This is a genomic window from Francisella sp. 19X1-34, assembly GCF_041102755.1.
Taxonomy (GTDB): domain Bacteria; phylum Pseudomonadota; class Gammaproteobacteria; order Francisellales; family Francisellaceae; genus Francisella.
Map to the genome: position 1 here is coordinate 1 of NZ_JBGCTX010000044.1, position 20103 is coordinate 20103.

A 20103-nucleotide genomic window follows, 5' to 3' on the forward strand; every position below is an offset into this window, starting at 1 on the left:
TGCACATTTTATGATTAAATTTGAAGATAGGATTGGTAGCCTATGAAAAATTTACACAAAAGTCTGTAAAGGGTCAAGAATCCTTAATCTTAATATAGCTAAAGATTAAATATTAGTTCTAGCGTTAAAAGCATGTAATAATGTTTGTTGATCTAAATACTCTAACTCTCCTCCGAACGGGACTCCAAAGCCAATTCGAGAAATTTTTATATCATTATTAATCATTTGAGAAATAAAGTGGGCAGTGGTTTCACCTTCTACTGTTGGGCTTATTGCCAGTATTATTTCATCAATTTCACGTGACTCAATTATTTGAGATAAAATATCTAGTTTAAGTTCATTAGGGCCAATTCCATCTAAAGGAGAGATTCTACCATTTAATATAAAGTATTTACCTCTAAAAATTCCAGCCTCTTCAATAGCAATCATATCTAACATACTTTCAACTATACACAGTTTAGTATTATTGCGACTCGAGCTACTACATATATCACAAATTGTGTTTTCAGTTAATGCTTGGCACTGCTGACATTTTTTAATTGTTTGAGTTGCCTCTAAAAGTGAATTAGCAATAGCAATAGCTGTTTCAGGTGATTTATCTAGTAGATGTAACGCAAGTCGCTGTGATGATTTCTTACCAATAGTAGGTAGCTTGCGAAAAGATTCTATTACAGCTGTAATCTTAGGAGAGAATATCTTGTTGTTCATTATTTGTTGAAAGGGAAGTTCATGCCGTTTGGTAAGTCAATACCAGCATCTTTTGCCATTTGTTGAATATCTGTAGATGAAGAGTTTTCTTCAACCTTTTTAACTGCACTATTAACTGCAGCAGCAACTAAATCTTCTAGCATTTCTTTATCTTCACTCATTAAAGAGTTGTCGATATTTACAGATTTAACATCATACTTTCCTGTCATTGTTATTTTTACAAGCCCAGCTCCAGATTCTCCAGTAACTTCCATACTGTCACGTTCTTCTTGAGCTTTTTTCATTTGTTCTTGCATTTTTTGAGCTTGTTGCATTAGCTTTGACATATCAAAGTTCATTTTAGATCCTTAATTATTCTTATTTAAAATTTCTTTTACACATTCTAATATTTGTTCACTTGAGTCTTTTATCAATGTTTTTTTTGCAATTTGTGACATTTTTTCAAGTTGAGCTTTATTTCGTGATAGCGGCTTTATTATATCTATTAAATTTTCTAAAGTCATCTCTTGTTGTCTTAAGCAAAAGCTAGCACCATTTTTGACAATATTTTGAGCATTGAAAAACTGATGGTCATCTACCGCTGATGGTAGTGGTATAAATATTGCTGGTAAACCTGCAACAGCACATTCTGATACTGTTAGTGCACCAGCTCTACAAATTATCAAATCTGCCCATGTATATGCCTCTGCCATATCAAATATAAATGCTGAGATATCTTTAATATTCCCAGCTGGGATATTTTTGTAGCTATCTTTAGTTTGTTCGAGTGTTAGTTTACCTGTTTGGTGCCATACTTTGATATCAATACCTTGTTCTTTAGCTTTTATGATTAAGTTTGGAATTATTTCATTTATTGCTTTTGCTCCTTGACTACCACCCAAGATAAGAACTTTAAATTGGGGATCAGAGAAATCTTTAGTCTTGTCATTTAACTCAACTATATCCTTTCTTACAGGGTTGCCAACAACTTTTGTTTTAGCTAGCTGTTTTTCAGAGAAATGATCTTTGATATTATCTATATCAAATGCTAAGCATATCTTGCTAGCTAATTTTGCTAATATTCTATTTGTGAGGCCAATTTTTGCATTCTGCTCATGTATTATAATAGGAATCTTATTTTGAACGGCTGCAAGACATATTGGCCCAGAAACATAGCCACCAAATCCAATTACTAGATCAGTTTTAAATTTTTTTAGTATTGAGCGCGCCTTGATTGTACTAATTATTAATTTTAGCGGGAATGAGATTTTTTTTATTACTCCTTTTCTTCGAACGCCTGAGGACTTTATAAATTGGATATTAAAGTATTTAGGTACTATATTAGCTTCCATACTATTTGGGGTTCCAACCCATGTAACATTAGCTTTATGTAGCTTTAATAATTCAGCTACAGCTAATGCTGGATATATATGACCACCTGTTCCACCTGCAGTAATAATGATATTTTTATTTTCAAGATTCATATATTTTAATAACTAAAAATTTGTTTTTTACAAATTAATTTTAAAGTATTTTTATGCTATTATCATCAATTAGCTAAAATAAAAAAACTCGGTTTATAAAGAGGAAATATGCCAGAAATTAATCAAAATTATTTGTATACAGAATCTAATGAGTGGGTAGAAGTCAAAGATAATATTGCAAGAGTAGGGATTGATGATTATTCTCAAAATGAATTTGGCGAAATTGTCTATGTAGATCTGCCAAAAGTTGGTCAGAACTATTCTAAAGACGATGAGATTTGTGTTATTGAGTCTGTTAAAACAGCTTCTGATATTTATTCACCACTATCTGGGACGGTTATTAAAGTTAATGAAGAGTTAATTAATAATCCTAAGCTTATTAATGAATCATGCTATACAGCTGGTTGGATATTTGAAATAGAGCTTAGTGACGGACAAGAGATACATAATCTTTTGAAGCCAGAAGATTATAAAAATCATGTTGAATAAGAATCATCTTATACTAATTTTTTTAACTTTTTTATATTTTAATGCTTTTGCATCAGAAAAGTATCTTGATTATTGTAAGATATACAACCCTAAGAAAGGTATTGAGTATGAAACTCATACAAAAATATCCGTGGATTTTTGTAAATACTATCTAAAATTGTGTAACGAAAAATATAATAATAAATGTAGAGCTGTAATGAACAGTTATCAAGGTCTTTATAATACAAATAAAGTTATAGCAACAATGCATGTAGTCTATAATGATGATTTTGATAGACTAGATAACTAAGAAATTTTCAACATTTTTGATAGTTATTTATTATTTCTATTTAAAGTTTCCCACTCTAATACTAAGCATGATAAGTAATTTACATAACTGACTCTATACCATATAATATAGCTCGTGCGTAATTTTATATTAAATTAAAAAAGAAGAAAAAACATGATAAACATTACATTTCCTGATGGCTCTATAAAAGAGTTTGAAAAAGGCGTTAATTCATTACAAGTTGCAAAATCTATTTCTCCAGGTTTAGCTAAAGCGACCGTAGGAGTGTATGTAAATGGTCAGTTAACAGATGCAAAAGATACGATTGAGAATGATTGTGAGTTAAAACTCATTACGATAAAAGACTCTGAAGGTCTAGAAATTCTACGTCATTCGTGTGCTCATCTTTTGGCTCATGCAGTTAAAGAATTGTATCCCAAGACAGAGGTAACTATAGGCCCTGTTGTTGAAAATGGTTTTTATTATGATTTTTCTTTTAAAGATACTATTGGTGAGTCGGATCTGCCAAAAATAGAGAAAAAAATGAAGGAGCTTGCTAAAAAAGGTACTCCAGTTAGCTATAAAGTTGTTTCTAAAGATGAGGCTATAGCGTTTTTTAAAGTTCAAGGTGAAAATTATAAGGTTGATATAATTGATAGTATCCCAGCAGATCAGCAAATTAAAATCTATACTCAAGGTGAGTTTAGTGATCTATGCCGTGGCCCTCATATTCCAAGTACTGCGGTTTTAAAAGCATTTAAATTAACTAAGCTAGCTGGGGCATATTGGCGAGGTGATTCTAATAATGAAATGTTAACTAGAATCTATGGGACTTGTTGGGCTACTAAAGAAGACTTAGAGCAATATCTTCATATGTTAGAAGAAGCAGAAAAACGCGATCATAGAAAGATTGGTAAGGCTTTAGATTTATTTCATTTCCAAGAAGAGTCTCCAGGAATAGCTTTCTGGCATGATAATGGAACTAGAATTTGGCGTGAAGTAGAAGACTATATGAGAGCTTCTAACAATAAATATGGTTGTGGTGAGATTCGTACTCCATTAATAGCAGATTTTAGCTTATGGGAAAAATCTGGCCATGCTTCAAAATATGCTGAAAATATGTTTTCAACAAAATCTGAGAATAGAGATTTTGCAATTAGGCCTATGAATTGCCCAACTTGTGTGCAGGTTTATAACACTAAGCTTCATAGCTATCGTGATCTACCGATTAGAATGGCTGAGTTTGGTATAGTACACAGAAATGAGCCATCAGGGTCTTTACATGGATTGATGAGAGTTAGAAGCTTTACTCAAGATGATGGCCATATTTTTTGTTCACCTGAACAGGTAGAAGAAGAAGTTATCTTAATGGTTAAGCAATGTTTTGAAGTATATAAAGATTTTGGCTTTAATGATTTTGATGTAAAGATTGCCCTAAGACCTGAAAATAGAATAGGTGATGATGAAACTTGGGATAAATCTGAGCAAATGCTTAAAAATGCTTTAGAGGCTAATGAGGTTTCTTATGATTTATTACCGGGAGAGGGTGCTTTTTATGGACCTAAGATAGAGTTCCATCTAAAGGATGCTATTGGTAGAAGTTGGCAGTGTGGTACTATACAGCTAGATTTTTCAATGCCTGATAGGTTAGGTGCTACTTATATTGATAAAAATGGTGATAAGCAAGTTCCAGTAATGCTACACAGAGCTATAGTTGGCTCTTTAGAGAGGTTTATTGGTATGCTTATTGAGCATTATGCAGGCAATTTACCATTATGGCTGACTCCAACTCAAGTTGTTGTAACAGGAATTAGTAATTATCAAGATGAATACTGTAAAGAAGTCTTTGAAACTCTAGAAAAAAATGGTATTCGTACAAAAATAGACTTGAGAAATGAGAAAATAGGGTTTAAAATACGTGAGCATACTCTTTTACGCGTTCCTTACCTTGTTATTCTTGGTAAAAATGAACAAGAGCAAAAAGTTGTAAATATAAGAAAACATAATGGTGAGACTCTAGGGCAGATGTCGGTAGATGATTTTTGTGTTTTTTTAAAAGAGCAAATAAAAGCTAAAAAATAATAATTTCTGTGGAGGAAAAAAGTTATTAAAACGGATAAAAAAGCACCTATTAATGAGCAAATAAAAGCCAGAGAGGTGCGTCTAGTTGGTGTTGATGGAGAGCAAATCGGAATTGTATCGATCAATGAAGCTTTAGCATTAGCTGAAGAGGCTGATGTTGATTTGGTTGAAATGGTAGCAAATGCTAAGCCACCAGTTTGTCGTTTGATGGACTATGGTAAGTACTTATTTGAACAAGGTAAGAAAAAAGCACAAGCTAAAAAGAACCAAAAACAGACACAGGTAAAAGAAGTAAAGCTTAGACCCGTGACTGATGTAGGGGACTATCAGGTAAAACTACGCAACCTGATAAAGTTCTTAGAAAAAGGCGATAAAGTAAAAGTTACGCTGAGATTCAGGGGTAGAGAAATGTCACACAAAGAGTTAGGTATGGAAATGCTTAAGCGTATGGCAAACGATGCTGCTGATCATGGTGTAGTGGAACACCAACCTAAAATGGAAGGTCGTCAAATGATTATGGTTTTAGGACCAAAGAAAAAGTAGTAAATAAAAATAACAATTAATACAATGCGGAGTATTTAAAAATGCCTAAGTTAAAAACTAAGAGTGGTGCTGCTAAGCGCTTTAAAAAGACTGGTAAAGGTGGATTCAAACACCGTTGTGCAAATCGTGCTCATATCAACACTAAAATGACAACTAAAAGAAAACGTCATTTAAGAGGTATGAATCAAGTAGCTAAGGTTGACGCACCTAGCTTAGTTCAACAAATGCCTTACGCATAATATTGAACGCAGATTTGTTTATCAATTTTTAAAGTGGAGATTAAATTATGTCAAGAGTAAAAAGAGGCGTAACAGCACGCGCACGTCATAAGAAAGTTTTAAAACAAGCTAAAGGTTACTACGGTGCTCGTTCAAGAGTATATAGAGTAGCTAAACAAGCTGTAATTAAAGCAGGTCAATATGCTTATAGAGACCGTAAAGTTAAGAAAAGAACATTCAGATCACTTTGGATCGTTCGTATTAATGCTGCTGCTAGACAACACGATATTAGCTATAGCCAATTAATCAACGGCTTAAACAAAGCTGGTGTTGAGCTAGATAGAAAAGCACTAGCTGAACTAGCTGTATACAACAAAGATGCATTTACTGCTGTTGTAGAAAAAGCAAAAGCTGCTTTAGCTTAAAAATCTATTGATTAATAATATATTCTAATTTTCAAAACTTAAGTGAAACACTTAAATCCTTTACTTATCAAAAGATTATCTCTTGTAGTATTTTTTAGTCTAGGAATATTCTTATTTTTTATTCTAGACGGATTTAAATATTTTAATTTAAATGAATTAAAGTTAGCTTATAATAGAGCAAATTTATATGTCAATGAGCATATTATAGTATCGTCTTTTACATATGCCTTAATATATATTGCAACAGTTTTTTTCTCAGTCCCTATTAAGCCCTTTTTAAAGATACTAGCTGGGCTATTATTTGGGCTATATCTAGGGTTTATAATTTCTTTGTTCTCGGCTACGATAGGTGCTACGTTAACGTTCTTGATCATAAAATACACTTGGGGCGAAAGTTCTAGTAATTCAAAAATTAAGGTTGTTTCAAAATTTAAATCCTTAGTAGTTAAGCATCCTATTTTAGTTTTATTTGTCGCAAGACTAGTACCAATGCCTTTTTTTATCCCCAATGTGTTAGCTGCAATTTTAAATGTTAAAAATAGTATTTTCTTTTTTACTACTTTGCTGGGGATTATACCTTTTACATTTATATATGTTTGGTTTGGAGTACATTTTAAAGATAGCTTAGCTGCAGATACGGTTAATAGTTTTGTTGATTATAAATTTGTACTTGCTTTGAGCGTATTAGGCTTGATGTCTTTAATACCTTTTATATTTAAAGCCTATTATAAAAAGAAGAAAAATAGAGCTTAGGCGTACTTTATTAATCCATTTATTTTATAAACTTTTAGCTTAATATAGCGTACTAAAGATCTATCTTGGATATGTAGCACTTCTTTTGCATTTTTAGGCTGTACTTTATCAATATCAATAATTGACCTGTTTAGCATTAGGCCATGAGTATGAGTTAAAAGCTCATTCTTGCTTGCAAAAGGATTGTTATATAAAACAGAAGATAGTTCTTTATTAACCTTTGTTAGATTTTTATCATGGAAATTGCTAACAACGCCCATGATGGCAAAATTAACATCATTTTCTTTATATTCTTTTTCATCATAGTAATTATTAGAGTTATTAAATATATTTTCTTGGTTTATTGGTGCTTTAGCTATAGCTTCAGCATTTACCGTTGAAAATTGTGCGCAACCAACTACAGCAAATGGAGATTTTAATTGTTGATATATCTGTTTATATATATCAGCTAAAGAGTATTCTTGATCAAAGGAAAAATATTTAACATAGTAGTTAACGGGAGTATTCTTAGGGATAAGAAAAATTCCTGTGGTAACAAATTCAGGTCCCCACATTAGAGGGTCTCTTTCTGTACGACTTATATCTGTTCGCGAGGAATAGATCATATTATTAAGTAAAATACATTCACCTAAGTTATAAACGCTTTGTGGTGAACCAAGCTCAAAACCATAATCGAAATCACTAGCAAGAAAGCGTTTATGTTTGAGTTCTTCTGGGACAACGCCTTGAATAACATTATCAACATGGCCAATATATGTTAGAGTTTGTGAATTATTATTTTGCTTTTCAAAGAAAATCATGATTAATTACCTAAATTTGCCTCATGAGCTTTTGTAAATAGATCAATATTATCAGAATAATCTATTTCTATGTCTATTACAGTAGGTTTGTTAGAATTTAAGTAATTATTATATATTTTTGTAATATCTTCAGGTTGTTTTATTTGATCTCCATTAGCACCAAAAGCCGTTGCAAATTTTGGTATATCAATTTTCCCAAGCTCAACAGAAGCTTCTCTTTTATATTTCATTTCTTGTTGTTCTTTTACCATATCATAACTACCATCTCTCCAGACAAAATGGATTATATTGATATTTTCTCGAACTGCAGTTTCTAGCTCCATTGCTGAAAATAAGAATCCTCCATCACCAGAAATACTTATTACTTTTTTATTAGGGTTGGATAGCTTCACAGCCATTGCCCAAGGTAGCCCGACACCTAAGGTTTGTTGGCCATTGCTAAATAATAGTTGATGAGGCTTATGAGATATTAGATATCTAGCCAGCCACATATATACAGACCCTACATCACAACAGATAATTGTATCATCATCTATAATCTTATTAAGTTCATAAATAAATCTTAGAGGATGTATAGTATTATTTTTACCTATTTTACTTCTACCTTCTCTGATTTTGTCAAATAATTCATCTTGAAGGTTTTTATATGAGTGAATACTAATATCTGTTATGCGATTTGATAAGTGTTTAATATTTTCTTTTATGTTTCCGAGTAACTCACATTCAGGTTGATATGTTGCATGTATGTTTGCAGGATGATAGTTTATATGAATTATTTTTTTAGATGAGTTTACGTTCCAAATCTCAGGATCATATTCGCATAGATTGAATCCTACAGTTATTACTAAATCAGATTTTTGAAGTAGTTTATCTCCAGGTTGGTTTTTAAATAATCCAACTCTACCATAAAAACAAAATAAAAGATTTTTAGGGATAACTCCTGCTCCTTGATATGTTGATATTGCTGGGATTTGATATTTACGTATAAGCTTAATAATAGCTTCTGTATTTTCGGGTCTTGATGCTTCTTGTCCTAAAAGTAAAATTGGTCTTTTAGCATCAGCAATATATTGGCAAGCTTTTGTAACTTCTTCTTTATTTGCATGTCCATAGTTAATATTTAGTAGATTGGAGCATGGTATAGCTTGAGTTTGATTAGAAAGTATATCTTGAGGAAGACTTATAAAGCATGATCCTGCTTGAGGGGATTTTGAGAGTCTAAAGGCATTTGCTATAGCTTCAGGAATAATATCAGCAGTTGTTATCTCAATAGATGATTTTGTAACAGTATCAAGTAGTTTTGCATTATCAGTGTTTTGATGAGTTTCTCTAAACTTCATATTCAATGGAACATTACCTCCCAGAGCAACAACTGGATCTCCTTCTGTAGTTGCTGTTAGAAGTCCTGTAGCTAAGTTTGCTACGCCAGGACCTGAAGTAACTAATACAACTCCTGGTTTACCAGTAACTCTACCATATGCAGCAGCCATAAAAGCAGCGTTTTGCTCATGTCTACACAAAATAACTTTAATGTTTGAATCGACTAAAGCATCAAAAACGGCATCGATTTTTGCACCAGGAATACCAAAGATATATTCGACTTTTTGACTTTCTAGACATTTAACTACAAGTTGAGCACCTGATAACATAATGATTTCCTAAATTTATGAAAATAATAGATTAATACATAATAAGATAGCTTAAAATAACGGTATATACCATATACTATAAACGAGTTTGTTTTAAAAATTGAAAGGAATTTTTATGTTAAAGTATAGTTTCATGGATGATTATAGTGAAGGATGCCATCCTAATATTCTTAGAGTGTTAAATGATACTAATCATATTCAGCAAATAGCTTATGGAAATGATGAGTATTCTTATCACGCAAAAAAACTGATTAGTAAACATTTTAGTAAAGATAATGTTGCTATACATTTTGTAGCAGGAGGAACACTTGCTAATTTAATTTGTATTTCTAGTATTTTAAAGCCTTATGAGGCTGTAATCTCTGCTAGTAGTGGACATATCGCTTTGCGAGAAGCTGGAGCAATTGAGGCTACAGGGCATAAGATAATTTCTGTTAATTCAGAAAATGGAAAATTAACCTCAAATGATATTAAAGAGGTTCTTAAGAATAACTCTCATGCTCCACATATGGCAAAACCAAAATTGGTCTATATATCAAATTCAACAGAGCTTGGAACCATATATACGAAGGCTGAACTACAAGCGTTATCAAAAGTATGTAAGCATAACAACTTATTATTATTTATTGATGGCGCAAGATTAGGTGTCGCTTTGACAGCTAAAAATAATGATTTAATTCTAGCAGATATTGTAGAATTTGCAGATATATTTTGGATTGGTGGTACTAAAACAGGTATTCTATTTGGGGAAGCTATAGTTATTCCAAATAAAATATTGGCTGAGGAGTTTGATTTTAATATTAAACAACGTGGAGCTTTACTAGCAAAAGGCCGAGTCCTAGGCCTTCAGTTTAGAGAATTATTTTCTAATAATCTTTTCTTTGAGTTAGCTAGTCATGCTAATAAAATGGCAGAAAAGCTTTCGCAAGGAATAACTGATTCAGGTTTCAAATTATTACAACCTACACAGAGTAATCAAATTTTTGCGATTTTTCCAAATACTTTAATTAAAACTCTTCAGGAGCAATTTACTTTTTTTATCATGAATGAAATCGATGAGCAAAGCTCAATGGTACGATTAGTTACTTCTTGGGCTACAATAGAGGAAAAAGTAGATAGTTTCATAAGAGAAGTAGCTAGAGCCAAATAATGAGGAAGTCTATATGAAAATTAAACAGATAATTAATGTAAAATCTAGTAATATAGGTAGCTTAGAAGTTAGACGACTTTTACCGACAGCAAAACAAAGAATGATCGGCCCATGGATATTTTTTGATCATTTTGGTCCAGTTGAATTGTTAGCTAATGATTCTATGGATGTTAGGCCTCACCCTCATATTAATTTAGCAACTGTTACATATTTATTTGAAGGTGAGATTTACCATAGGGATTCACTAGGAAGTGCTCAGCTGATATTACCAGGTGAAATAAACCTTATGGTAGCTGGTAAAGGTATAACTCACTCTGAACGTGAAAGAGAAGAGATTAAATTAAAAAATCGTATTCTTCATGGTCTACAGCTTTGGCATGCTTTACCTAAAGTGTATGAAGAAGTATCTCCAGTTTTTTACCATTATAATAGTGAAGAGCTACCAAAATTTACTATTGATAGAGCAAGTTTTAAGCTATTAATGGGTGATGCTTATGGATATAAATCTCCAGTTAAAACATATTGCCGTACTTTATATATTGAAATTAATATTCCTAATAATGAAGTCATTACATTGCCAACTGAACAAGAGTTAGCCATTTATGTAATTAAGGGTAAGGTTGAGTATGACAAAAAGATTATAGAAAGTCATACTATGCTTGTGATAGATACCCAAGAAATATCTAAACTGTCTGCTTTATCTGATACACAAATTGTTATAATTGGTGGAGATAAACTTTCTCATAGGTTTATTGAGTGGAATTTTGTTTCAAGTAGTAGAGAAAGAATTGAAAAAGCAAAGGATGATTGGTTAAATGGCAAGTTTAATAAAGTATATGATGATGAGAAAGAATTTATCCCATTACCAAAATAAATGACTAAAAACTTTCCATACTTCCATCTTTCTTAGCCATAATAACAATATCAGCAGGTTTAAGAGCAAAGATGCCATTAGTGACAACACCTGTAATTTGATTTAATTGACTTTCAAGTTTTAAAGGATTATCAATTTTTAGATTATAGACATCTAGGATAACATTGCCATTATCTGTAATAGTTTGTTCTCTATATACAGGTTGGCCACCTAGCTTAACTATCTCTCTAGCAACATAGCTTCTAGCCATAGGAATAACTTCAACAGGAAGAGGAAACTCACCTAGAGTATTTACCTTTTTAGACTCATCAATAATACAGATAAATTTTTTAGCAGCAGCCACACATATCTTCTCACGTGTAAGGGCAGCGCCACCACCTTTGATAAGTTCTTTATGGTTGTTGCATTCATCAGCACCATCAATGTATAAGTCAATTTCTCCAGCATGGTTAAGATCAACCACTTCAAAACCTAATTCTTTAAGCTTTTTTGTTGAGTCTTCAGAGCTTGACACAACTGTTTTTATTTTATCTTTATAGTTGACTAATTCTTGTATAAGAAATCCAACTGTACTACCTGTACCAACACCTAAAGTGATTTCTGATTTTATATGTTTAGCAGCTTCAATGGCTGCAGCTTTTTTTAATTCGTCTTGATTATTTTTTCTATTAAAAAACATTTCTAAAATTTTCTCTGATTAAGTATGTTACTAAAAACGCTTCCTTTTACAATATAAATAATTATACATGCAATAGTAGCTATAAACTGCCACATTATTGACATTGGTAAAAATATATATCCAATAGCCACAAATATACAAATTAAAGGAATAACTATACGTAACATTATATTAAATACTGGTGAAAGCTTTGTATCTGTGTGTTTTAAGATTTCATAACTTAATTTTTGAGCATCATAGATCCATCCGATAACAAAAACATCAAATAAAAATAGAAATATTATTAGAAGATGGAAGCCAAACATATCTGAAAAGTCTATATATGCTATTCCTGTTTCAATAAGACCAATAGTCATTATCAGTGGTATTACTAGGAAAAGAAGCTTTGTGTAGATGTTATCACCTAATCTATAAATATATTTTAAAGCAGCAATAAACACAACAAGGTTCAGAGTTGTAAATACAACTTCAAGTAATAAATAGAATGTTGGTGAATTTGCTTTAACAATTTGGAATACTAATTCTATAGGCATAGTTTCATTAGGCTGAAAATAAGTCCTATAGTTGCCTAGCATTGAGTATATTGTGATACATATAATAAGCGAGAAAAGAATATTATAAAAAACACTCTTAAAAGCAGCAACTTTGAGTTTCTTATAATCATTGTCAACGATGTTTATGATATTTTTATAAAAAGCTATAGATATAAAATTACTTAAAATAGCATATACTAGGGCAAGTCCAAACATACTACGAAGCTGTTCAGTATTCTGATAATTTAGCTCAAATAAGAAATCACGAATACCACTTATACTTTGAGGTAGATATATTACCATTAGCATTAAAATGATGACTAGATATAAAGATATGTGAGCAGTTGTTTTAAGTAGGTTATTAAGGCTTATTTTTTCAGCATTAGCTAGACTAAATAGTATAAAGATAACAATAAATACGGCAGCTAAGGATGAGTATAATGGTAGGTCTGTACTGAATTTTAAACTAGCATCACTAAGTCTATCAATGGCAGGGATATTATCAAAGAAATCTAAAACATATGTTGCCATATTGAACATTACTAATGAAACTAGAATTATCATTGCTCCAGAAAGTAGTATGCTTATTGGCTTAAGTCTAGATGTTCCGGTAATATGAGTAATTAGTTTACCGTGTGAATTTAGTTGAGGTAGACTTTTTTGTAAATATATTGCAACTATGTTCATCGGATAGCAAAGTAGTATTAAAAAAGCTATATATGCATAAAAGAATTCAAGTCCATTATATTTAAAGACATTAGTGAAAAAGCTAAAGCTAAAACACGTTGCGGTTGAAACAAGGCCTATAACTAAAGGAGTAGATGTCTGTTTAATATTCATTTATTTTCCTAGTTTTTTAGTTTATTGCGCAGTAGTTTCCACGAAAAGTGATATTTTTAATTATTTTGGTGTCTTTATTTACAGACACCCATGTTGTACACATTAGAGCTCCAAATTGGACAAAACGAGGATCTCTATTTGCCATAATTAAACTATTCATAGGATTACCCGCTTGTTGTATTGAGCCAGCATTTATAGCTTTTCTAATATATACATATGTTTCAATGTCAGGGTTTGGAACAACTTGAATTACATTTTGAGGATAACCGAATTCTTTTATGTATCCATTAATACTTTTGCCAATCCATGCTTTTTGTTGATCTATATACTTTTGCCTAGTAGCGCATGAAAACAGAGTTGCTATTAAACAAGTAAGAAAAATTATTTTAAAAAACTTTTTTGTCATAGCCACTCCTATTTTATAAATCCTGTTTTTTTCATGTAAATAGTTAGTAGAGATATAGCAGCTGGTGTGACTCCTGGAATTCTTGATGCTTCGCCTAATGTAGTAGGTTTTTGCTCAGTAAGTTTTTGTAAGACTTCATTTGATAAGCCATTAACTTGCGAATAATCAAAGTCTAAAGGTATTGGCTTTTGTTCAAAAACAGATAGTTTTGCTATATCTTTACTTTGACGCTCTATATATCCAGAGTATTTTGCTGAAATCTCTATTTGTTCTATTATAGCCTCGCTATTTAGATTTAAGTCTAACTCAGGTATTTGCTGCAGTTTTTTATAATCTAACTCTGGACGTTTTAATAAATCAAAAAGTGTACTTTCTCGAGTCATTTTTTTATCTAAAAACTTCTCTAAGTCACGAGCTTTTTGTGTTTGAGGACCTATCCAGGTATTTTTCATTATTTTGATATTTTCATTGATAGAGTTTTTCTTATCTAGGAAATATTTCTCATCTTCATTACTTAAAAGGCCAAGCTCACATGCAACATCTGATAGACGTAAATCAGCATTATCTTCACGTAGTATGAGTCTATACTCAGCTCGAGAAGTAAACATTCTATATGGCTCTTTTGTCCCTTTGGTAATAAGATCATCGATAAGAACACCAATATAGCTATTTGCTCTAGTCGGATACCATGATTTATCACTATCAATGCTTATGGCTGCATTAATCCCTGCAACAAGGCCTTGAGCTCCAGCTTCTTCGTAACCTGTAGTACCGTTTATTTGACCTGCAAAGTATAAGTTTTTAATATATTTAGTTTCTAAAGTTGGCTTTAAATCTCTTGGATCAAAAAAATCGTATTCAATTGCGTACCCTGGTCGCATAATAAAAGCGTTTTCAAAGCCTTTTATTGAGCGGATATATTTACACTGGACTTCAAATGGTAGGCTTGTTGATAGCCCATTCGGATACAGCTCTATACTATTTAATCCTTCTGGTTCGACAAAAACTTGATGTCTATCCTTATCTGCAAATCTAACGACTTTATCTTCAATAGAAGGGCAATAGCGAGGCCCAATTCCTTCGATTAAGCCACTATACATAGCAGATTTATCAAGGTTACTAGTTATAATCTCATGTGTTTTAGGATTAGTATAAGTGATATGACAAGGAACTTGTTCTGGGTGGTTTATTTTACCTTTTGAGAAAAATGAAAAATAAGGTGCTGGGGAGTCGCCAGGTTGGACATCCATTACACTAAAGTCAACAGATCTTCTATCTATACGAGGAGGTGTTCCAGTTTTAAGTCTATCAACTCTAAAAGGAAGTGCTCTTAGACGCGCGGCTAAAGCATTTGAGGGTTGATCTCCCGCACGGCCACCAGAGTTAGAAACTTTACCAATATGTATTTTACCACCAAGGAATGTACCTACAGTTAGAATTATTTTTTTAGCTCTAAAAGTAATTCCTGTTTTTGTTACAGCTCCTGTTACAATATTATTTTCAACAACAAGATCATCAACAGAGTCTTGAAAGACTTCTAAGTTATCTTGGTTGTTAATTAAAGAGTTTATGGCTTTTTTATATAAAACCCTATCAGCTTGGGCTCTAGTTGCTCTAACTGCAGGGCCTTTACGTGAGTTAAGAATTCTAAATTGGATACCTGCCATATCAATGGCTTTGGCCATGATACCACCCATAGCATCTATCTCTTTGACTAAATGACCTTTCCCTATACCACCAATGGCAGGATTACATGACATTTGCCCTATAGTATCAATGTTGTGAGTTAATAAAAGTGTTTTAGCACCTACTCTAGCTGATGCAGCAGCTGCCTCAACTCCTGCGTGACCGCCGCCAACAACTATAACATCGTAAGTATTACTATAAATCATAATTAAGTATAAGCAATTTTATATTATTTTTATCAATTAGATTTTACTACATTTTATTATAAAAATAACTACTTAGCTGATATTAATTATTTAACTTTTACAATATAATTTGTATTAAGTTTTTTTTAAAAAAGTGGATCTATAGTGATTAAACTTAATGAAATCTATCATAAATATATAGATCGAGATCCTACAGGAGCTTTTCGTAATGCGGCACTTAAATTGGCATTAATTCTATTTATTTTTTTAGCAATAACAATTTTTTTAGGAATTAATGAAAATGTCATAATTTTAGATATTTTATTTATAGCTAATATGACAGCGGCTATATTGACAGGTAGTATTGAGTCAAAGAAAAAAGCATTTTTCTTGTACGTGTTTTTCTCTGTAATAGCAATAAATATCTCTCCCTATGTACATTTACTGTTGGATAAAAATTTCTTGTTATTTCTGCCTATTATATTTATAGCGTTTTGGATTCGTAGATTTGGAGAGGCTTTTTTAATTTTTCCGGTAATGCTTGTTATTATGATGAGTATTTGTTTTTTTAGATTTCCATTAGAAGCAGATAAGCACATGGAGTTTACTTTTACAGCATTTTTAATTGTTTTAGCATTTTATACTTTGCTTATAAGTCAGTATAAGGTTATAGGATATGGTGAAATACAGGTGATAATTAGTGGTTTTTTTAATGTTTTTAATAAGAGCTACCTCGAAGAGTTTGAAAATGTAAAATATCGTAACTTTACTAAAGCAAAAATAATAAAATTTAGCAAAGAAAAATTCAATACAGTGATTTCTTTGCAAAACCATGGACTAATGTCATTAAAAAAAGCTGATCATGAGCGTTGGAGATATTTCTGTCATAATATAATACTTTTAAATAGGTTATATGAGAAGTTTATACTTAGTTATAAAAGAATTAGCTTGAAATATATGAGTCTTGCATTTAATGATACAAAGCAAGAGCAAGCTTTAATATATAAACTAGAAGAATTATTTAAAGAGACTATTAGATTAACAAATTATGTAGTTTATGATGAGAAAATATTAGATAAGAAAATAGCAAAAGTAATGGGGTTGCAATCTGAATTTAAGAATTTCTATACTATGAAATATCTAAATAATAAAGATAAAAGTAAATTATTATTTGATAGCATTTTATTATTAGAGAATATGTTAATTGGTTTACAAAATATAAAAGAGGCGTATTTTGAAATTATTGAAAATCAGATTTAACTTATCTGATACAACTTTGTTATCAGTAAGAGTATTAATTGCTACAACGATAGGTTTATCATTCTCTTATATATTTTTCACGTTAATCGGTCAGCATGAGTTTTTAATTAGAATATATTGGGTTGTGATAGCTATAGCAAGTGTATCTGCTAGTAGCAGTACAAATGTGATATATACAAGAGCAAAGTATATTATTATGTTTTGTATTTTAGGTACTACTTTTGGTTCGGCAATACTCTTTTTAATACAAAAAGATATTCATGGGGATTCTTATTTTCTTGTAGTTGCAATTCTGTGCATAATAGGTCTTTGCTTAAATATGTATACAGCATTCATAAATTATGCAACTAGTGTCTTTTTTATTCATATTTATATAGTAATGTTCTTTGGACTATTAGAGACTTGGAATAAATATACTTTCATAGCTAGAATATTATGTATCTTAATCGGAACATCAAGTATTGTATTAGTTACATACCTGACTCGAGGGCGTAAGTTTCTACATATTGTTGTTAAAGAAATGGAAGAGTCATATTTGCGACTAAAAAATATAGTAGAGAATATAGATGAAACTATATCTAATCGTAAAATCATGCCGTTGATAGAAAGAAGTATTAAGCTTAATGATTTGCTATATGATGCTAAGTATGAATTCTTAAGCAAAGAAAATTACCGTGAGTGTAAAAGAGTTTTGTTGCTTATGGATGAACTACTATTAAGTTTAAGAAGCTATAGAGTATTAGATCTTAAAAGAGATAAATATGCTCTTGGCTTATATGAAGATATGAATCAATATACTAGAGATAAAATTAAAAGTAATTTTAAAAAGATAACTATTCGTTATAAAAGATTAACTCAAAAAGATTAGGTTTATAATTTAAATCAAAAATTCAGAATATTTTTCATTGAAATATTGCTTTATGTATTTTATAAGGGTGTTTATTCTTTTTAGCTGATATTTTACTGGTAAAGACACTATAGATAGCTGGGTGATTTCTGTATATTCAGGTAGTATTTCAACAAGGTTTTTATTTTTAATATCAGCATCTACGTATATATCTACTAGTCGAGTAACTCCAAGGCCTAATAAAGCTGCTTGTTTCATAACCTTGCCATTAGCAACATAGATACCATTATTATGAATATTAAGGGTATAGTTATTTATACCTGATTTAAAAAACCACTGCTTGACACTACCGTAGATTAGAGGGAGTTTTTCTAACTGCTTTGGATGTGTGATTTGACCATATTGTTTTATAAAATCATTGCTAGCAACATATTTTGTTGAGACTTTTCGTAGAGGAGATATTATTAAGTTTGAATCAGGTAGATTACCCATACGGATAACTAAATCATAATCACTATCTAAGAGATTTATTCTATTACTTGAAAAATCTAAATGTATTTTTATAGCTGGATTTTGTTGTTGGAACTTAAGTAGTATTGGTGCGATAACACTTTCACCAATAATACCACCTACACAATTTATTTTGATATTTCCATTTAATTCACTACTTTCTTGAGTAGCAAGCTGTGTTGCTATATCTAGATCATGAAAAGCTTTTTTACATTTTTGGTAATATTCTTGGCCTATTTCGGTAAGCCTAACGTGCCGAGTACTTCTATATAAAAGCTGGACTTTAAGTTGATTTTCTAGGTCTTTTATACTTTGACTAAGATTTGATTTAGCTATACCAAGAATATCCGCGGCTTTAGTAAAGCTTTGCTGTTCTGCTACGTAAATAAAAGATTGAATACCTCTCCACTGAATATTGTTCATTATTTTATAACAATGTTTTATTATTATTGGTATTTATTAGTCTAATAACTTTCTATAGAATTTACAATCAACAAGGTGATACAAAATAATTTAATCAAAAAAGGAGAAATAAAATGACAAAATCATTAGTAGTAATAACAGGAGCTAGTTCAGGAATCGGTGCTGCAATTGCTAAGCGTTTTTCAGAAGCAGGTCATTCACTTTTGCTTATTGGTAGAAGAATAGAGAAGATTCAGGAATTAAACTTACCTAATACAATGATTCGTAAAGTAGATGTAACAAATTCACAAGCTCTAAAAGCAGCTATAAAAGATGCTGAAGCTGAGTATGGAGCTGTTGATTGTTTAGTAAATAATGCTGGATTAATGCTTTTAGGTCAAGTTGATACTCAAGATCCAGTTGAATGGCAAAAAATGTACGATGTAAACGTACTAGCTTTACTTAATGGTATGCAAGCAGTATTAGGTGATATGAAAGCTAGAAAAACAGGAACTATAATAAATGTAAGTTCTATTGCTGGTAAAAAGTCATTCCCGAATCATGCTGCCTATGTAGGTACAAAGTTTGCAGTTTCTTCAATGAGTGAGAATGTACGTGAAGAAGTTGCTGATGATAATGTAAGAGTTATGACAATTTGTCCAGGAGCTGTTGAAACTGAGCTTTTAAGTCATACAACTTCTGACAAAATTAAAGAAGATTATGAAAGCTGGAAAGAGTCTATGGGTGGTGTACTAGTGGCAGATGATATAGCTAGAACGGCTATCTTCATGTATAGCCAACCTCAAAATATTAATATTCGTGAGGTAGTTATTGCTGCAACAAAACAGCCAGCTTAATTATTCTCAGAGTTATTTTGGAGTGACTTATATATTTTATTTAAGACTACAGGGATTTCTAAAAATGCTCTAACTAGTCCTAAGCTGATAGAATATTTTAGTAAATATACTATACCTGTAATAACAAAAGTATCTGTAGATATTACGCCAAGCTTAAACATACTGCTTAATACAAATAGGTGTAGTACTAAAAATATTGTTATTAGCACAAAGATTATTTTAAATAAATCACATATATATTTTTCTAAATTAACATTGGAAAAGTTAAATAAATTTATAGTACATAGTTTGAGTTTCATAAAAGATATCTCCTATATTTATTTTCTCAAAATTTCAATACATTTTATACCAATAATTTAATTTTATCATTTTTCAGGTTTTTTATCCTGTTAAAATGTTTAATTAACCTCAGTTCGGAATTAAAAGCATTGTAAATTAAGGGTTTAGTAGTGTTTTTAGGTTAAAATAAGCGAAAA

General features: G+C 31.1%; 23 protein-coding genes. 12 read left to right on the forward strand and 11 right to left on the reverse strand.

What is annotated here, in order from left to right; all coding sequences use genetic code 11:
- Positions 1–105: 105 nt before the first annotated feature.
- From recR to murG, 3 genes are read right to left on the reverse strand one after another with little or no spacing between them, the layout of a single operon-like run.
- Positions 106–708 (reverse strand): recombination mediator RecR, encoded by a 603-nt coding sequence (gene recR, locus AB8E56_RS07910; protein ID WP_329479830.1) that lies wholly within the window; start codon positions 706–708, stop codon positions 106–108.
- Complete coding sequence (locus AB8E56_RS07915; RefSeq protein ID WP_329479832.1) at positions 708–1046, reverse strand: YbaB/EbfC family nucleoid-associated protein; 339 nt, start codon at positions 1044–1046, stop codon at positions 708–710. The genes recR and AB8E56_RS07915 overlap by 1 nt, the downstream gene beginning before the upstream one ends.
- Before the next feature lie 9 nt (positions 1047–1055).
- Positions 1056–2171 (reverse strand): undecaprenyldiphospho-muramoylpentapeptide beta-N-acetylglucosaminyltransferase, encoded by a 1116-nt coding sequence (murG, locus tag AB8E56_RS07920; protein ID WP_329479834.1) that lies wholly within the window; start codon positions 2169–2171, stop codon positions 1056–1058.
- Between the two features lie 108 nt (positions 2172–2279).
- Between murG and gcvH the strand changes: the two genes are divergently transcribed.
- From gcvH to AB8E56_RS07955, 7 genes are all read left to right on the forward strand, one after another.
- Complete coding sequence (gcvH, locus tag AB8E56_RS07925; protein ID WP_329479836.1) at positions 2280–2660, forward strand: glycine cleavage system protein GcvH; 381 nt, start codon at positions 2280–2282, stop codon at positions 2658–2660.
- On the forward strand, positions 2650–2949 hold the full coding sequence (locus AB8E56_RS07930) for a hypothetical protein (protein ID WP_329479838.1): 300 nt from the start codon (positions 2650–2652) through the stop codon (positions 2947–2949). Before gcvH ends, AB8E56_RS07930 begins: the two co-directional genes overlap by 11 nt.
- 153 nt (positions 2950–3102) lie before the next feature.
- Positions 3103–5010, forward strand: coding sequence for a threonine--tRNA ligase (gene thrS / locus AB8E56_RS07935; RefSeq protein ID WP_329479840.1), 1908 nt, complete (start codon positions 3103–3105; stop codon positions 5008–5010).
- A gap of 6 nt (positions 5011–5016) precedes the next feature.
- The gene (infC, locus tag AB8E56_RS07940) at positions 5017–5553 is read left to right on the forward strand and encodes a translation initiation factor IF-3 (RefSeq protein ID WP_329479874.1); all 537 of its coding nucleotides are present in this window, start codon (positions 5017–5019) and stop codon (positions 5551–5553) included.
- A 41-nt stretch (positions 5554–5594) separates the two neighbouring features.
- Positions 5595–5792: a 50S ribosomal protein L35 gene (rpmI, locus tag AB8E56_RS07945; RefSeq protein ID WP_072712699.1), complete on the forward strand. Its 198-nt coding sequence runs from the start codon at positions 5595–5597 to the stop codon at positions 5790–5792.
- Between the two features lie 47 nt (positions 5793–5839).
- Entirely contained in the window at positions 5840–6196 is a 357-nt protein-coding gene (gene rplT / locus AB8E56_RS07950; RefSeq protein ID WP_159184964.1) for a 50S ribosomal protein L20, read from the forward strand.
- Positions 6197–6238: 42 nt separating this feature from the next.
- Positions 6239–6949 (forward strand): VTT domain-containing protein, encoded by a 711-nt coding sequence (locus tag AB8E56_RS07955; RefSeq protein ID WP_329479846.1) that lies wholly within the window; start codon positions 6239–6241, stop codon positions 6947–6949.
- On the opposite strand, the gene AB8E56_RS07960 is transcribed toward AB8E56_RS07955, so the two are convergent.
- Complete coding sequence (locus AB8E56_RS07960) at positions 6946–7749, reverse strand: hypothetical protein (RefSeq protein WP_329479848.1); 804 nt, start codon at positions 7747–7749, stop codon at positions 6946–6948. The two genes, AB8E56_RS07955 and AB8E56_RS07960, sit on opposite strands and share 4 nt — an antisense overlap.
- Before the next feature lie 2 nt (positions 7750–7751).
- On the reverse strand, positions 7752–9398 hold the full coding sequence (gene alsS, locus AB8E56_RS07965; protein WP_329479850.1) for an acetolactate synthase AlsS: 1647 nt from the start codon (positions 9396–9398) through the stop codon (positions 7752–7754).
- Positions 9399–9513: 115 nt separating this feature from the next.
- Here alsS and AB8E56_RS07970 point away from each other — a divergent pair, with 115 nt between their 5' ends.
- Together AB8E56_RS07970 and AB8E56_RS07975 are read left to right on the forward strand one after the other, a co-directional pair.
- Entirely contained in the window at positions 9514–10548 is a 1035-nt protein-coding gene (locus AB8E56_RS07970) for an aminotransferase class I/II-fold pyridoxal phosphate-dependent enzyme (RefSeq protein WP_329479852.1), read from the forward strand.
- Positions 10549–10561: 13 nt separating this feature from the next.
- Complete coding sequence (locus AB8E56_RS07975) at positions 10562–11422, forward strand: pirin family protein (RefSeq protein WP_329479854.1); 861 nt, start codon at positions 10562–10564, stop codon at positions 11420–11422.
- A gap of 4 nt (positions 11423–11426) precedes the next feature.
- Here the strand turns inward: AB8E56_RS07975 and rpiA are convergent, their stop codons facing one another.
- Genes rpiA through mnmG form a run of 4 tightly spaced genes read right to left on the reverse strand, consistent with a single transcriptional unit; the run spans position 11427 to position 15772 of the window.
- Entirely contained in the window at positions 11427–12101 is a 675-nt protein-coding gene (gene rpiA / locus AB8E56_RS07980) for a ribose-5-phosphate isomerase RpiA (protein ID WP_329479856.1), read from the reverse strand.
- 2 nt (positions 12102–12103) lie between these two features.
- Positions 12104–13474: a hypothetical protein gene (locus tag AB8E56_RS07985; RefSeq protein ID WP_329479858.1), complete on the reverse strand. Its 1371-nt coding sequence runs from the start codon at positions 13472–13474 to the stop codon at positions 12104–12106.
- Positions 13475–13490: 16 nt separating this feature from the next.
- Positions 13491–13880 carry a hypothetical protein gene (locus tag AB8E56_RS07990; RefSeq protein WP_329479860.1) on the reverse strand — a complete coding sequence of 130 codons (390 nt, stop codon included), beginning with the start codon at positions 13878–13880 and terminating at the stop codon, positions 13491–13493.
- An 8-nt stretch (positions 13881–13888) separates the two neighbouring features.
- Positions 13889–15772 (reverse strand): tRNA uridine-5-carboxymethylaminomethyl(34) synthesis enzyme MnmG, encoded by a 1884-nt coding sequence (gene mnmG / locus AB8E56_RS07995; protein WP_329479862.1) that lies wholly within the window; start codon positions 15770–15772, stop codon positions 13889–13891.
- 144 nt (positions 15773–15916) lie between these two features.
- Between mnmG and AB8E56_RS08000 the strand changes: the two genes are divergently transcribed.
- Both AB8E56_RS08000 and AB8E56_RS08005 read left to right on the forward strand, forming a co-directional pair.
- The gene (locus AB8E56_RS08000; protein WP_329479864.1) at positions 15917–17011 is read left to right on the forward strand and encodes a hypothetical protein; all 1095 of its coding nucleotides are present in this window, start codon (positions 15917–15919) and stop codon (positions 17009–17011) included.
- The gene (locus AB8E56_RS08005) at positions 16986–17879 is read left to right on the forward strand and encodes an FUSC family protein (RefSeq protein WP_329479866.1); all 894 of its coding nucleotides are present in this window, start codon (positions 16986–16988) and stop codon (positions 17877–17879) included. Before AB8E56_RS08000 ends, AB8E56_RS08005 begins: the two co-directional genes overlap by 26 nt.
- 9 nt (positions 17880–17888) lie before the next feature.
- Here the strand turns inward: AB8E56_RS08005 and AB8E56_RS08010 are convergent, their stop codons facing one another.
- Complete coding sequence (locus AB8E56_RS08010) at positions 17889–18791, reverse strand: LysR family transcriptional regulator (RefSeq protein WP_329479868.1); 903 nt, start codon at positions 18789–18791, stop codon at positions 17889–17891.
- A gap of 113 nt (positions 18792–18904) precedes the next feature.
- On the opposite strand from AB8E56_RS08010, the gene AB8E56_RS08015 reads away from it, so the two are divergent.
- Positions 18905–19627, forward strand: a complete 723-nt coding sequence (locus tag AB8E56_RS08015; protein ID WP_329479870.1) for an SDR family oxidoreductase — start codon at positions 18905–18907, stop codon at positions 19625–19627.
- Here AB8E56_RS08015 and AB8E56_RS08020 read toward each other — a convergent pair.
- On the reverse strand, positions 19624–19926 hold the full coding sequence (locus AB8E56_RS08020) for a hypothetical protein (RefSeq protein WP_329479872.1): 303 nt from the start codon (positions 19924–19926) through the stop codon (positions 19624–19626). The genes AB8E56_RS08015 and AB8E56_RS08020 overlap by 4 nt on opposite strands.
- Between the last annotated feature and the right edge of the window lie 177 nt (positions 19927–20103).